14 protein-coding genes are annotated in these 14,059 nt (G+C 69.5%); 9 read left to right on the forward strand and 5 right to left on the reverse strand.

The window, feature by feature from the left end:
* Positions 1–15: 15 nt before the first annotated feature.
* The 3 genes from ACFVT5_RS08335 to ACFVT5_RS08345 are packed head-to-tail and all read left to right on the forward strand — an operon-like array spanning position 16 to position 2,011.
* Positions 16–693: a TetR/AcrR family transcriptional regulator gene (locus ACFVT5_RS08335; protein ID WP_389882803.1), complete on the forward strand. Its 678-nt coding sequence runs from the start codon at positions 16–18 to the stop codon at positions 691–693.
* A 26-nt stretch (positions 694–719) separates the two neighbouring features.
* Positions 720–1,178: a VOC family protein gene (locus ACFVT5_RS08340; RefSeq protein ID WP_389882806.1), complete on the forward strand. Its 459-nt coding sequence runs from the start codon at positions 720–722 to the stop codon at positions 1,176–1,178.
* The gene (locus ACFVT5_RS08345; RefSeq protein ID WP_389882809.1) at positions 1,175–2,011 is read left to right on the forward strand and encodes an SDR family oxidoreductase; all 837 of its coding nucleotides are present in this window, start codon (positions 1,175–1,177) and stop codon (positions 2,009–2,011) included. The genes ACFVT5_RS08340 and ACFVT5_RS08345 overlap by 4 nt, the downstream gene beginning before the upstream one ends.
* 122 nt (positions 2,012–2,133) lie before the next feature.
* Here the strand turns inward: ACFVT5_RS08345 and ACFVT5_RS08350 are convergent, their stop codons facing one another.
* The 4 genes from ACFVT5_RS08350 to ACFVT5_RS08365 are packed head-to-tail and all read right to left on the reverse strand — an operon-like array spanning position 2,134 to position 6,001.
* Positions 2,134–2,343, reverse strand: coding sequence for a ferredoxin (locus tag ACFVT5_RS08350; protein ID WP_389882812.1), 210 nt, complete (start codon positions 2,341–2,343; stop codon positions 2,134–2,136).
* On the reverse strand, positions 2,340–3,632 hold the full coding sequence (locus ACFVT5_RS08355; RefSeq protein ID WP_389882815.1) for a cytochrome P450: 1,293 nt from the start codon (positions 3,630–3,632) through the stop codon (positions 2,340–2,342). Before ACFVT5_RS08355 ends, ACFVT5_RS08350 begins: the two co-directional genes overlap by 4 nt.
* A 15-nt stretch (positions 3,633–3,647) precedes the next feature.
* Positions 3,648–5,150, reverse strand: a complete 1,503-nt coding sequence (locus ACFVT5_RS08360) for an aldehyde dehydrogenase family protein (protein WP_389882818.1) — start codon at positions 5,148–5,150, stop codon at positions 3,648–3,650.
* A 32-nt stretch (positions 5,151–5,182) separates the two neighbouring features.
* Complete coding sequence (locus ACFVT5_RS08365) at positions 5,183–6,001, reverse strand: mycofactocin-coupled SDR family oxidoreductase (protein ID WP_389882821.1); 819 nt, start codon at positions 5,999–6,001, stop codon at positions 5,183–5,185.
* A gap of 265 nt (positions 6,002–6,266) precedes the next feature.
* Between ACFVT5_RS08365 and ACFVT5_RS08370 the strand changes: the two genes are divergently transcribed.
* From ACFVT5_RS08370 to ACFVT5_RS08390, 5 genes are all read left to right on the forward strand, one after another.
* Positions 6,267–7,490: a CaiB/BaiF CoA transferase family protein gene (locus ACFVT5_RS08370; RefSeq protein ID WP_389882824.1), complete on the forward strand. Its 1,224-nt coding sequence runs from the start codon at positions 6,267–6,269 to the stop codon at positions 7,488–7,490.
* Positions 7,491–7,560: 70 nt separating this feature from the next.
* A complete protein-coding gene (locus ACFVT5_RS08375) occupies positions 7,561–8,811 on the forward strand; it encodes an amidohydrolase family protein (protein WP_389882827.1) in 1,251 nt (416 codons plus the stop codon).
* A complete protein-coding gene (locus ACFVT5_RS08380) occupies positions 8,808–9,971 on the forward strand; it encodes a thiolase family protein (protein ID WP_389882830.1) in 1,164 nt (387 codons plus the stop codon). The genes ACFVT5_RS08375 and ACFVT5_RS08380 overlap by 4 nt, the downstream gene beginning before the upstream one ends.
* A complete protein-coding gene (locus ACFVT5_RS08385) occupies positions 9,968–10,468 on the forward strand; it encodes a Zn-ribbon domain-containing OB-fold protein (RefSeq protein ID WP_389882833.1) in 501 nt (166 codons plus the stop codon). The genes ACFVT5_RS08380 and ACFVT5_RS08385 overlap by 4 nt, the downstream gene beginning before the upstream one ends.
* Positions 10,465–11,169 (forward strand): TetR/AcrR family transcriptional regulator, encoded by a 705-nt coding sequence (locus ACFVT5_RS08390; RefSeq protein WP_389882836.1) that lies wholly within the window; start codon positions 10,465–10,467, stop codon positions 11,167–11,169. Before ACFVT5_RS08385 ends, ACFVT5_RS08390 begins: the two co-directional genes overlap by 4 nt.
* Positions 11,170–11,208: 39 nt before the next feature.
* Here ACFVT5_RS08390 and ACFVT5_RS08395 read toward each other — a convergent pair whose 3' ends face one another.
* Positions 11,209–12,780 carry an ABC transporter substrate-binding protein gene (locus ACFVT5_RS08395; protein WP_389882839.1) on the reverse strand — a complete coding sequence of 524 codons (1,572 nt, stop codon included), beginning with the start codon at positions 12,778–12,780 and terminating at the stop codon, positions 11,209–11,211.
* Positions 12,781–12,987: 207 nt separating this feature from the next.
* On the opposite strand from ACFVT5_RS08395, the gene ACFVT5_RS08400 reads away from it, so the two are divergent.
* Complete coding sequence (locus tag ACFVT5_RS08400; RefSeq protein WP_389882842.1) at positions 12,988–13,983, forward strand: LLM class F420-dependent oxidoreductase; 996 nt, start codon at positions 12,988–12,990, stop codon at positions 13,981–13,983.
* Positions 13,984–14,059 lie beyond the last annotated feature (76 nt).

A 14,059-nucleotide genomic window follows, 5' to 3' on the forward strand; every position in this document is an offset into this window, starting at 1 on the left:
CAGAATAACCTTCTCATGAAGGAGAACGCAATTCCCTCACCTCGGAACGACGTTACGGACCGGATCGCACGGCGAGCGTTGGAGCGGCGCGGCGCCCACTATGTGAGCGAGGTCCGCGGGCTGCTGGACGCGGCGCTGGACGTCATGCGCGCCCGTGGAACCGCATCGCGGCCCCGCGTCGCCGACATCGTCACGGCCGCCGGAGTGTCGAACGAGACGTTCTACCGGCACTTCCCCTCCAAGGACGCGCTGGTCGCCGCGATCCTGGAGGACGGGACGGAGCGCCTACGCGGCTATGTCGCCCATCAGATGGGCAAGGAGTCCGCACCGCAGGGCAAGGTGCGGCGGTGGGTCGAGGGCATCCTGTCCCAGGCCGCCGACGACGACATCGCCGCGACGACCCTCGCCGTCCTCTGGAACGCCGGAAGCGTGGGGGAGGGGTTCATGTCCGGCCCCCCTTCGGCGGGCGGAGCACTGGCACCGCTCCTGCGGGAACCCTTCGCCGAACTGGGCAGTATCGACCCCGGACTTGACGCCTCGCTCGCCGCCCACGCCACCTTCGGCACCCTCACGGACCACCTCTGGCGGCGGGCCCGGCCGACCGACGCGCACGTCGACCACGTCGTCGCGTTCTGCCTGCGCACCGTCACGGCGGGGCGCACCCCGAGGAACCCGGACACCGACCATGACTGACCGACCATGAAGGAGACGGTGCACCTGTGAAAGCCACCGACCAGTTCCATGTAGGCGTCGTCGTGGACGACTTCGAAGCGACATCGGACGAACTCGCCGAGGTGTTCGGCTACACGTGGTGCGAGGAGATCGGCGGGCCCACAGCGGTGACCCTGCCCACCGGTGACACCGTCCTCGACTTCCGGTCCACGTACTCGATGTCCACACCCCGGCTGGAGATCATCCAGAGCATCCCCGGGACCGTGTGGACTCCCGCCGCGGGCTCCGGCGTTCACCACCTCGGCTACTGGTCCGACGACGTCGCGGCCGAATCTGCCGCACTCGCCCGGCGCGGCCACACCGTCGAGGCCATCGGCAGACGCCCCGACGGCACCCCTTACTGGGCGTACCACCGCGCCGGATCCGGCCCCCGTATCGAGCTGGTGACCCGGGCGCTCCAACCGAACCTGGAGCAGTACTGGGCCAACGGAAGGAAGCCGTCATGACGACCGTGGGCATCGCGACCGGGGCCGGCCGGGGGATGGGCCTGGCGTGCGCGGTACGGCTGAACGGCATGGTGGACCGACTGGTGCTGGTCGACCGGGACGAGGCGTCCGTGACCGAGGCGGCGCGTGATCTCTCGGCGACGGGACGCGGCGCGGTCGTGGAACCGTTCGTTCTGGACATCACCGACCGCGACGGCCTGGCCCGGCTCGCGGACCGCGTCTCCGCACGGGGAACACTTCGGGCCGTCTCCCACGCCGCGGGTATCTCCCCGACCATGGCCGACTGGCGCCGCATCCTGACCGTCGACCTCGTCGGTACGGCGATGCTGGCCGAGGCGCTTCGCCCGCTGGCCACCGAGGGCACCGCGACGGTGTGCTTCGCTTCGATGGCGGCGCGGCTCGGGGACACCGGGCCCCATCCCGCCGCCGACGCCGCGCTGGCCGACCCGCTCCACGAAGCGTTCCTCGACCGCCTCCACGACGCGATCGGGCCCGCGCTGGAGGACACGGGGGTCGCCTATGCCTGGGCGAAACGGGGAGTGCAGCGGTTCGTCCAGCGGGAAGCGGTGCGGCTGGGGGCGGTCGGGGCTCGGGTGTGTTCGGTGTCGCCCGGTATCGTCGCCACGCCGCAGGGGCGTCAGGAGGCGGCGAACCATCCGTCGATGGCGGAACTTGTGCGGCGGTCGCCGGTGGGCAGGGAGGGGCGGCCTGACGAACTCGCCGCCGTCGTGGGCTTCTTGCTGTCGGACGAGGCGAGTTTCGTCACCGGTACGGATGTTTTGGTGGACGGGGGTGTCTGTGCGACGGTTCTTGACCCGGCCGATCCTTCGTGAGCCTTGCATTGGGGGGCACCCGGCACCTGGGGCTGTGCCCACCCGTCCCGCCCTGCGGGACGCCTGCCCACAGCGGGGGGCGGGGGCGGGTACGGGACGGGGGGCGGAGGGCGGGGTAAGGCTCAGCCCACGTTCCCCACGCTGATCGAGCGGGTGGGGCAGGCTTCTGCCGCGTTACGGATGTCGTCCGCCGCGTCGGCGTCGCCCGTCAACACCCGCACTTTCCCCGTCTCGTCCAGCTCAAAGGTGTGCGAGGCGTAGAACGCGCACACCCCGGTTCCGGCACACGTCTCCCGTGTGACCCTGATTTGAGGCCGCCCGTCCCATGTCATCCGAACATCACCGGGAGTTCGTTCGGTCCCCGCATGTGTAGTCCCAGCAGGACCGGCCGGCGCGCCTCGGGGTCCCAGTGGAGATCCGGCAGCCTGTCGAGGATCGCGTTGAGCGCGACGGACATCTCGGCCCTGGCCACGTGCATGCCGAGGCACACATGCGGGCCACCGGCGAACGACAGATGCGGACGGACCCGCCGGAAGATGTCGAAGCGCTCCGGCTCCGTCCATCTGCTCGGGTCGTGGTTCGCCGCCGTCAGACACAGGGACACACGTGAACCCGCCGGGATGTGAACCCCGCCCAGGTTGGTGTCCCGGGCCGCCGTACGGAAGAAGGTCGGGTCGGTGACCTCCCAGCGCAGGGACTCCTCAATGGCCGGTCGAACCAGCGACCGGTCCCGCCGTACCGCTTCGAGTTGGTCCGGATGGTTCAGCAACGCCCAGAGCGTGATGCCGAGTTGGCGCCACGTCGTACCCGAACCCGCCGTCAGCAGAAGCCGCGCGTACCCGAGTACCTCCTCGTCGGTGAGTCGGAACTCCGTCCCGTCCTCGTCGCGGATGGTCTGCTGGATCAGCTTGCTGATCAGGTCGTCCCGTGGGTTCGCCCGCCGGTCGGCGATGACCGGCAGCAGGATCTCGCCGGCGGCGGCCGAGGCCGCGAGCTTGACCTCGCGCGGCTCGATGCCGCTGATCATCTGCTCGATCAGTACGCGCAGCCGCAGCGCCTCGTCCATGCGCACGCCGAAGCTGCTGGTGATCGTGAGCAGCGGGAGCAGGGCGCAGAACTCCAGGTTGAGATCGGCGCGCCCCCGGCCCTCGATCCGGTGCAGCAGGGTGTCGGTGATGTCGGCGATCCAGCGGTCGATCCACCACTGCGTCATGTTGCGGGCGAACGACGGCTGGGCGATGGCCCGGTAGCGGGCATGCTCGGACCCGCCCATGCCGAGGATGTTCCTGCCGAAGGTGTCGAAGGTGCCCCGGAGCGCGTCCGACGTGAAGGTCTCGGGGTCGCGGAACACGGTGTTGACGGTGTCGAAGCCGAACACGGAGAAGACCGGTTCCGGCTGTGGCCGTGTGTACGCGGGGGTGGGGTGGAGTGCGGTTGCGGGTGTGCCCAGTACCTCTTCCACGCTGCCCGCGTGGACGGGTCCCGTCTCGCGTGCCCGCTTGAGGTCGGTATGGAAGTTGTCCCGGTAGTCCCCGCCCGACATGGCCCGGCGGTAGTCCCCGCCCGTGTCGAAGAGGGTACGGATCATGTCCGGATCGAGCTGAGCGATCTCGTGGAGCATGGGTTCTCCGTAAGGTCAGAGGCTCATTGCCGTGATGTGCTTCGCCTGCTGGTACGCCCGGATGCCCTCGCGTCCGCGCTCCCGCCACTCGCCGCTGTGTCGCCAGCCGCCCGACGAGGCGTACGCGCCGAAGTAGCCGCCGTTGACGAGCACCGTGCCCGACCGGATGCGCCGGGCGACGCCCAGCGCCTCGTCCGGGGCACCGAACACCGCACCGGACAGCCCGTACACGGTGTCGTTCGCCAGCTCCACGGCGTGATCGAGGTCGCGGTATCCGATCACCGAGACGACCGGCCCGAACGTCTCTTCCTGGGCAAGGGGGTTGGTCGTGTCGCCGAGGTCCACGACCGTCGGCTCGAAGAAGTGGCCACCGAGGTCGGGCCTGGCCCGGCCGCCGGCCACCACCCGGCCGCCGTGCTCCCGCGCGACCGCGACATGCTCGACACACCGCCGCACCTGGGCGGCGCTGATCAGCGGACCCACCTCCGTCGCCGGATCCCGAGGATCGCCAAGCCGCAAGGCGGCGACAAGGCTCGCGGCCTGGTCGAGAACGTCCCGCTTTCGCGCTTCCGGTACGAGCACCCGGGTCTGGAGCACACACCCCTGGCCCGCCATCGCACGCATGACACCGGTGATACCGGCCGGGGCCCGCCCCACGGCGTCGGGCAGATAGATCGCGGCGGACTTGCCGCCCAGCTCCAGCATCACCCGCTTGAGCGTCGGCGCGGCCTGCGCCCTGATCGCCGCGCCGACAGCGGTGGATCCGGTGAACGAGACCGCGTCGACCTCAGGCGCGCGCGTCATCAACTCGGCGCCCGAAGTCCCTTCCTCCACCAGCACGTTGACCACACCGGGCGGGAACCCGGCCTCGTGCGCGGCACTGCCGACCGCGAGTACCGTCAGCGGCGCCAGCGGGCTCGGCCGCAGCACCACCGTGTTGCCGGCCAGGAGGGCCGGGACGATCTTCCACAGGGCAAGGAACAGCGGCACGTTGTAGGCGGGGATGGCGCAGACGACGCCGAGTGGCTCCCAGCTGAGGGCACTGAAGGCGACGCGGCCTCCGGTGACGAGGTCGTCGAGCGGCACCGGGTTGTGCTCCTCGGCCGGTAGTGACGCGTAGATCCCAACGGCCTTGCGGGCGTGCTCGATCGCGCCGCGGACGTGCAGCGTCCGACCCGAGCCCAGGAGCGCCCCGGTCTCCGCGACGACGGTGTCCACCAGGAGTTCCTGCCGCGACTTCAGCGCCGTCAGGAACCGTGTGACGATGGCGGTCCGCTCGGCGGCGGACGTCCTGGACCACTCCCCGTCGAAGGCGCGTCGTGCGGCCCGTACGGCGCGCTCGAAATCGGCGACCTCCGCCGTGGCCACCTCGGCCACCGTCTCCAGGTTCGCCGGATTCGTGACCGTGAGGGATCGTCCCGTACCGACGTGTACGCCGTCCGCGTAGGACCGTACGAGGGTGTCCGCAGGGGGCGCGGACTGTGCGAGGTCGTCCGCGGGCGTCGCGCTGATGGTCATGGCATCTGCTTTCGTCACCTCGCCGCGGCGGATCACGCCAGGCTCACTCCGCTGTCCAACGGCAGCGACACGCCCGTGACGGCGTGACCCGTGTCGGACACCAGCCAGAGGATCGCCTCGCTGACGTCGCGCGGCTCCAGCCGGTCGACGGGCAACACCCGTTTGACCTGACCGAGCCGACCGGAGTCCGCCATCGGCGAGTGCGGATTGTTGATCATGAAGGTGTCCACGGCCGTCGGGTGCACCACGTTCACCCGCACGTTGTGCTGACCGAGCAGCTTCGCCCAGCCTCGCGCCAGACCGACCACACCGTGCTTCGCGGCGGTGTACCCGGACATGCCGCCGGAGCCGTCGGTCATTCCCGCCAGACCGGCCGTCGACCCGGTGATCACCACCGCGCCGCCGCGCCCCTGATCGATGAGCGGACGCTGAGCCACCTTCAGCGTGTTGAAGACGCCACCGAGCATGATGCCCACCGCGTCGGCCCAGTTGGCGGCTGCTTCTTCGAGCGTCTCCTCCGGTGGCCCGCTGTGCAGGACCCCGGCGTTCGCCAGGACGATGTCCACGCCGCCGAGTTCGGCGATGCCGTGGTCCAGCGCCTTCTGGAGCGCGCCGATGTCGCGGACGTCGGCCATCGCGGTCACACAGCGCCGCCCGGTCGCCTCGACCAGGCGCGCGGTCTCGGCGAGGTCGTCCGCCGTGGCCATCGGATAGGGAACGGTCGGGATGTCGGCGCCGATGTCCACGGCGATCACATCGGCTCCGTGCTCGGCGAGGACCACCGCATGCGATCGCCCCTGACCACGGCCCGCTCCCGTGATGAACGCGACCTTGCCGTCCAGTTGCCCCATGATGTCGGCGCCTCCTCAGCGTTGTTCTGGTACCGGGGGATGGTGTCGTTCGGCCCAACTGGCCGATGACTCTTTATAAGTCACACTCTCCACGCAAACAAGAGAATGAGCTTCTCCATAAAACTTCGGACGTCCCTGAAGCCTTGTCGATCTTCCATGCATGGCATTCCAGCATATGTGCTTCTCCCGTTGACATACGTGCTTCTCCAGTTACGATAAGATCGTTACCGTGGTGCTGGGTGCGAGAGAAGGGGAGGCCCTTGTCGTGTCCGAAGGACCGGCTGATCCGACGCCCGTCTTCGACGGCGTCCAAGTGCTCGAAGTGGCCCAGTGGACGTTCGCGCCGGCCGCCGCTGCCGTGCTCGCGGACTTCGGCGCATCCGTGATCAAGGTCGAGGACCCGGTCACCGGAGACCCGCAGCGCGGTCTCGCATCGGCGGGCATCGTGCCGGCGGTGAACGGGGTCAACCTGGTCACCGCCCAGACCAACCGGGGCAAGCGCAGCGTCGGACTGAACCTCCGCGAACCCCGTGGCCAGGAGATCCTCATGCGACTTGTCGACCGGGCGGACGTCCTGGTGACGAACTTCCGGGGCCCCGCCAGGGCCAAGCTGGGCATCGACGAGGACACCGTCCGGTCCCGTAATCCACGCATCGTCTACGCTCGGGCCACCGGTCAGGGAGTGCGCGGCCCGGACGCCGACCGAGGCGGGTACGACTACACGTCCTTCTGGATACGGAGCGGCATCGCGTCCGCCCTCACCGCCGAGAACGCGGACCGACCCCTCAACCAACCCCCCGCCTTCGGCGACAAGGTCGGCGCGATGAACCTCGCCTTCGGTATCGCCGCCGCCCTGTTCCGCCGTGAACGGACAGGGCAGGGCGCGACCGTGGACGTATCGCTGCTTGGCTCCGCGCTGTGGCAGCACTCCAGCGCGATCCTCTACAGCTGGGGTCTCGGCCGGGAGTTCCCCATCCTGACGGGGCGTTCCACGAACCCCCTCGCCCGGGGCTACCGCACGGCGGACGGTCGCTGGATCGCCCTGATGATGATCGAGTCCGACCGTTGGTGGGCCGATCTGTGCCGTCACCTCGACCGCGCGGATCTGATCGCGGACGAGCGATTCCTGGACGCGGCCACACGGTCCGCGCACCACGCGGAGTGCGTGGCCGAACTCGAACAGGTCTTCTCCGCAAGGCCGTTGGCCGAGTGGGAGCGACGGTTCGCCGACCTCGCGGGACCCTGGGCCGCACTGCGGTCGATGCTGGAGACCGCCACGGACCCGCAAGTGGTCGCCAACGGATACAGCGTCCCGGTCGACCACGACGGAACCGAAGCACGGCTGATGAGCGCCCCCGTGCAGTTCGACGAGCACGTACCCGAACTGCGCCGGGCCCCCGAACACGCGGAGCACTCCGAGCAGGTCCTCCTCGAACTCGGCTACGACTGGGACGCGATCACGGCACTCAAGGACTCAGGGGTGGTGTGAGCCCGGCGTACCCCCGTACCGCCCTGCCCCGCCCCGCGCACCTCCGCCTCCATGGAAGGGACGAACCACCATGACGGGAAGCACCCTTGACCTGAACTGGCTGATCTCGGTGGACGACCACGTCATCGAACCGGGACACCTGTGGCAGACCTGGCTGCCGCAGCGGCTGCGCGAGAGGGGACCCCAGCTCGTCATCGACGACGACGGCATGGGAGTCTGGCACTACCTTGGTATGAAGTCCCAGGCCAGCGGATTGTCCGCGGTCGTCGGCCGGGACAAGAGCGAGTTCAGCCCGGAGCCGTTGGGCTACCAGGAGATGCGCCCCGGCTGCTACGACGCCAAGGCCCGGGTCGAGGACATGAACCAGGCCGGAATCCTCGCCTCGATGACGTTCCCCACCTTCCCCGCCTTCTGCGGGCAGACCTTCTACCGGGGCGAGGACAAGGAACTCGGGCTCGCCTGCATCGTGGCGTACAACGACTGGATGATCGAGGAGTGGTCGGCGACGGCCCCCGGCCGCTTCATCCCGCTCACACTCATACCGCTGTGGGACCCCGAGGCCGCGGCCACCGAGGTCCGGCGGGTGGCCGGACGCGGCGTACGGGCGGTCGCGTTCAGCGAGAACCCCGAGCCGCTGGGCCTGCCGACGATCAACGACCCCGACCGGTACTGGGACCCCTTCTTCCGCGCCGCCGAGGAGTGCGGCGTGGTGATCTGCATGCACGTCGGATCCTCCTCACAGATTCCGGCGATCAACGCCAACACCTCGTTCATGGCCAACCTGTCGTGGGGCGCGGTACGGACCTCGGGCACCATGCTCGACTGGCTGTTCAGCGGCGTGTTCGAACGCTTCCCCCAGCTGAAGATCTCCCTCGCGGAGGGCAACATCGGCTGGATCCCCTACTTCCTCGAACGCGCCGAGCAAGTGATCGACAAGCAGCGCTACTGGGTGCAGCGCGGCATCGACTACGACCCCAACGCGGGTAGCCGCCAGGCCAGGAAGGACGCCGGCACCCAGACGATCGACTACCTGAACTTCGACATCCGGCAGTCCTTCCGCGACCACATCTACGGCTGCTTCATCGACGACATCGCCGGAATCCGCAACATCGACCTCATCGGCGAGGACAACGTCATGATCGAGACGGACTATCCGCACTCCGACTCGACCTGGCCCAACTCGATCAAACTCGCCACCGACCGCCTGGCCGGACTGGATCCCGAACTGCGCTACAAGATCCTTCGGGGCAACGCGGAACGGCTGTTCCAGTTCACCGCCGCCGACACGACGACCCTGCCGGTGCCGGGCAGCCTTTCGTGACCAGCGGCGCGACCGTCGTCGGGCTCGGGATGAGCCCGCAGGGGCGCCGACTCGGTATCTCCTCAAGGGAGTTGCGGCGACAGGCCATCGACGCGGCGCTGCTCGACGCGGGGCTCTGCCGCACGCAGATCGACACCTGTATCTGCTTCGGCGTACAACCCGAGGACCTGCGCTATGCCGGGCTGTCCCCGCGGATGTCGTTCGCGCTGAACTCGGGCGGTGCCTCGCCTGCCCTGTCGGTGGTGGTCGCCGCCGCGCTCATCGCCACCGGCCGGGCCGAGTACGTCCTGAGCGTCTACGGCGAAGCCTTCACCGGCGACGCACCCAGGATGGAACCCCACCACGACGGCGCCGACCGGTCCGACATCGGCGGGTACAGCTACGGCTACCCGTATCTGTACGGGCTGGTCGGCCCGGCCGCGGTCTACGCGATGGCCGCACGGCGCTACCTCGACACCTTCGGAGCCACCTCGGAGGACCTCGCCGCCGTCGCCGTGGTCGAACGTGCCTACGGAGCCGTCCGGCCCGGCGCGGTCGGCTACGGCCGGCCCATCACGGTCTCCGAACACCAGGCGTCACGGATGATCGTCGATCCGCTGCGGCTGCTCGACTGCTCGCGCCCCACGGACGGTGGCGTCGCCGTCGTCCTCACCTCGGCGGAGCGCGCCGCCGACTGCGCGGGTGACCCGGTCGAGGTGCTGGGCTCCGGATGCGGGCACAACATCGCCAACTGGTGGGACGGGACGATGCCCGGACGGTTCGGCGCCGCACCGGACGCGGCACGCCTGGCATTCGGCGAGGCCGGCATCGGACCGGACGACATCTCCGTCGCCCAGCTCTACGCGCCGTTCACCATCGCCACCCTCATGCAGCTTGAGGAGTACGGGTTCTGCGGGCCCGGCGAGGCCCCGGACTTCGTTCGGGCGGGGCATACCGGACCCACCGGCTCGCTGCCGACCAACACCGGCGGCGGGCAGCACTCGGGCTTCTACGCCACTGGGTTCACACCGCTGTCGGAGGGGATCCTCCAGATGCGCGGCACGGCACCGACACACCAGGTGCCCGACGCGGAGGTGTGCCTCGTCAGCGGCAGCGGGGGCAACGGTGGTGTGCAGGGTTCCTGGGCCCATGTGACGCTCGTCCTCGGCAGGCCGCGGTGAGTGCGCCGCGCCCGTTCCCCGGAGACCTCGCACCGGACCGGGTGGACGAGGAGTTCTGGCGCGCGTGCCGCGAGGGCCGATACCTGCTGTTCCGCTGCGGGCGCTGCGACCGGGCGGTGTGGCCCGCGGGTGGCTGCCCCGAGCACGGCATGGCGGACATGGAGTGGTGTGAGGCGAGCGGTCGGGGCACCCTTCACACCTGGACCGTCGTGCACCAGCGGTACGCCACCTCGTTCGACGACCCACCCGCCAACGTCGCGCTCGTGGAGCTGGACGAAGGCCCGCTGGTCCACACGACCGTGGTCGACGCCGACCGGCTGCGGATCGGTATGCGGCTGGAGGTCGCGTTCCAGGAGATCGGCCCGGATGTCGTCCTGCCCGTCTTCCGGCCGGTCAGGGAGGTCGGCGGGGACGGCGGCACGGGTGATGGTGGGGACGGCGGCGGGGTCGGCGATGGGGTCGGCGACCCGCCTGGTGCCGGTAATCTGAGCACGTGACGGTTGAGCCGGGATGGGCGGAGCACATCGCCCGCCATGCCACAGCGGGGCCCGACGGAGGCACCTACATCGGGCCGACGAAGAAGCTCGTCACGGCCGGACAGCAACTGCTGTTCGAACGCGGAGACACCTCGTACACGATCGGGGAACTCGTCCGCCGGGCCGGCGTCGGGCTGAAGACGTTCTACGCGTGCTTCCCCAACAAGGAGACGTTCCTGGCGACGGTCTTCACGCAGTCCGTCGCCGGGGCGACCCCGGAGATCCGGGAGCGCATCCTCGCGTACTCCGACGATCCGCTGCTCCGTCTGTGGCGCGCCGTGACGTGGCCGCTGGAGTGGCGCGAGGAGAACGCGGCGCTGCACCGCGTGATCGCCAACGAGCACATGCGCATCGCGATCACCAGCCCGGAGACCATCGCCGAGACGAGCCGGTCCTACGAGGCACTCATCCGGGAACTGGTGGTCGACGCGACCGCCGCCGGGCTGGTGCGCCCCGCCGACCTGGACTGGGACGTCCACATCGTCACCTCGCTGGTCACGACGTCGTTCCACACGCTGATCCTCGGGCTCGGTGAGCCCGATCGCGCCGTACTCGCCGAGAACGTCTGGCGGTTCTGTCTGTCGGCGCTGGGCGGGACGGCGCGGGGAACGACGCCCCCCGGACCCGCCGACGGGCCCGGGGTCCGAGCGCCCGGGGTATGAGCGCCTGGGGCATGAGCCCCGTTCGCGGCGCGGGCGCGCCTACTTCTGGATCCACAACTCCTCGGGCAGCAGCGAGCCGAGGCCGTACTGCTTGACACCGTGGACGTTCTTCGCGGACACGGCGCTCGGTGCGCCCCGGCCCGTGAAGACGGCCGGGGCCAGCGCCAACAGCCGCTCCTGCACGGTCTCGTAGGCCGCCTTGCGCGCCTTGACCGAGGTCGCCCGCCGACCGGCGAGGAGGGCGTCGTTCAGCTCCTTGTCGTCGATCCCGGACATGTTGGAGCGCGAGTCGCCGTGGAACGCGGTCCACAGCGTCGGCTCCGGGTCCACGAACAGCGCGGACGAGATGAGCATGTCGAAGTCGTGCGTGCTGCGCAGCGTCGCGATCTCCGTGTGATCGGCGATCTTGACCTTCACCTCGACATTGCGGAACGCGCTGAGCTGGGTCTGCACACTCTCCGCCGTGGCCCGGCTCTCCGGCGACGGGAAGCTCTTGAACGTGAACGACACCGGCTTGCCCTCGGCGGCCAGTTCGTCGAAGAGCCGCTGCGCGGTGCCCCGGTCGGCCTTCGCCAACTCCTTGTCGGCGTAGAACGGCGACGACTCGGTGAACAGCGTGTGCACGGGCTTGCCCTTGCCCTTGTACACGGTCTGGTCCATCGCGCCGAGATCGAGCGCCGCCGCCACGGCTTGCCGCGCCCGGATGTCGTCGAACGGTGCCCTGCGGGTGTTCATGGCCAGGTACTGCCCGCCGTTCAGAGGCATGGTGTCGGTGTCGAAGCCGGCCGCGCGTGCGGTGGCCAGCGTCTCCCAGTTCGTGTCCACGGCCACGTCGGCGCCGCCGCTCGTGAGGGTGTTGACGCGCTGCGTGGAGTCGTTGGCGGTACGGAGTGTGATGCGGTCGAGGTAGGGCTTGGGGGCGTCCCAGTAGCCGGGGTTCTTCACCAGCTCGATGGTGTCCTGGCGGGTCCAGCTCTTCAGCGTGAAGGGGCCCGCGCCGATCGGACGGGCGTCGAACTGCTGCCGGGTCGACTTGAGCGCCTTCGGCGAGGCGATCCAGTTCATCGAGGTGGAGAGCACGGCCTGAGCGTAGTTCGGGACCGGCGAGACCATCGTGACCTTGAGCGTGGTGGCGTCCACCACCTTGGTCGAGGCGATCACCGACGCCTCCTCACGGGCCGAAGAGCCGGTCTCCGGAACCTTGATGCGGTCCCAGTTGACCTTCACGGCCTCGGCGTTCAGGGGGCTGCCGTCGGAGAAGGTGAGCCCTGGGCGGAGCTTCAGCTCGAAGGTGGCGCCGCCGTCGCGCGTGACAAAACTCTTGGCCATCCTGAAGTGGACGGCGCCCGTGTCGGGATCGTTGACCATCAACGTCCCGTACAGGGCGTTGCCCAGGAAGGCGTTGACGGCCCACGCGTTCCCCATGACGGCGGGGTCCAGGTTCCGGGGCTCGGTGATCTGGAGGACGCGGGCGGTACCGCCCGCCACCGGAGGGCCGGCCGAATGTCGTGAGTCGGTGGACGCGTCGGTGCCCGTGCCACCGCACGCGCCCAGGACGAGGGCGGTGGCGCACGTCACCGCGATGATCGGGAAACGCCTGTTTCGGATCACGGTTGACCTTTCGGAGCGGCTCAGCTGGGAAGGGACTCGGTCCGTTTGGAGAACTGTATTCTCCATAATCAGAAATGAGAATTCTAAGGACGAGAATTATTCTTCGACGGGGTGTCGACGCGTACGGTCGGCTCGCTCGCCACCCGGAGGGGGCCGTGCGGGGCTACCGCGTGAAAGGGAGGTGAGAGTAAGGTTCTCGCAGGCGGAATGGCGATTCTTGACGCTCCGGGCGCCCGGCCGTCCCACCCCTGGAGCCGGTTCGCCGCCCGATCCCGCCACCTACTCGACGAGGTGACGATGCGCTTCATCTTTCACTACCCGGAGACGAACGGGCCCGACGGCGATGTCCTCGACGCGGGACCGCTGCGTGACGTGGCCGTCGCGGCCGAGCGGTCCGGGTTCGACGGCCTTTCGCTGAGCGAGCACCCGGCACCGGGCGCCCGTTGGCTGGCCTCGGGCGGCCATCAGACGCTGGACCCGTTCGTGGCGCTCGGCTATGTGGCCGCCGCGACCGAACGGCTACGGCTGCTCACCTATCTCGCCGTCGCCCCCTACCGCAACCCCTTCCTGCTGGCCAAGACGGCGGCGACGCTGGACAAGCTCTCCGGAGGGCGCCTGGTCCTCGGGCTCGGCGCGGGGTACCAGAAGAGCGAGTTCCACGCCCTCGGCGTCGACATGGCGGAACGCAACGCCCTCTTCGACGAGACGCTCGACGTGCTTGCGCCGCTCTGGACCGGCGAGCCGTTCAGCTACCAGGGCCAGCACTTCAGCGCGCGCGACGTGATCGCCCGGCCCCGGCCGGTCCAGGAACCCCTCCCGATCTGGATCGGCGGCAACGCGAAACTCAGCCGGCGCCGCGTCGCCGAGCGCGCCCAGGGGTGGATGCCGATGTCAGGCGGCGCCGAACTGAGCGCCACCGCCCGCACACCCGCTCTGGGATCGCTCGAAGAACTCGCCGCCGCCATCGCCGAAGTACGGGACGCGGCAGCCGCGGCCGGGCGGTCCGAGCGGATCGACGTACTGCACTCCTACCAGGGCGCCGGGATCCACACACCGGCCACCGACCCGGACCGCCACCGAGAGGCGTTCGCCGCACTGGAGAAGGCGGGCGTCACCTGGGTGGTGGTGTCCTGCCCCGGTCACGCGCCGTCCGCCACGCTGGAGTTCCTCGACGCCTTCGGGGCGACGTACCTGCGGTCGTGAGCGGGGCGCGCGACAAAGTTGCCGCCCGGGGCTTCCGGGTACCCCATGGTGAAAGTATGGTTCTCGCATTCGGAAG

Source organism: Streptomyces sp. NPDC058001 (genome assembly GCF_042886315.1).
Classification (GTDB): Bacteria; Actinomycetota; Actinomycetes; order Streptomycetales; family Streptomycetaceae; genus Streptomyces.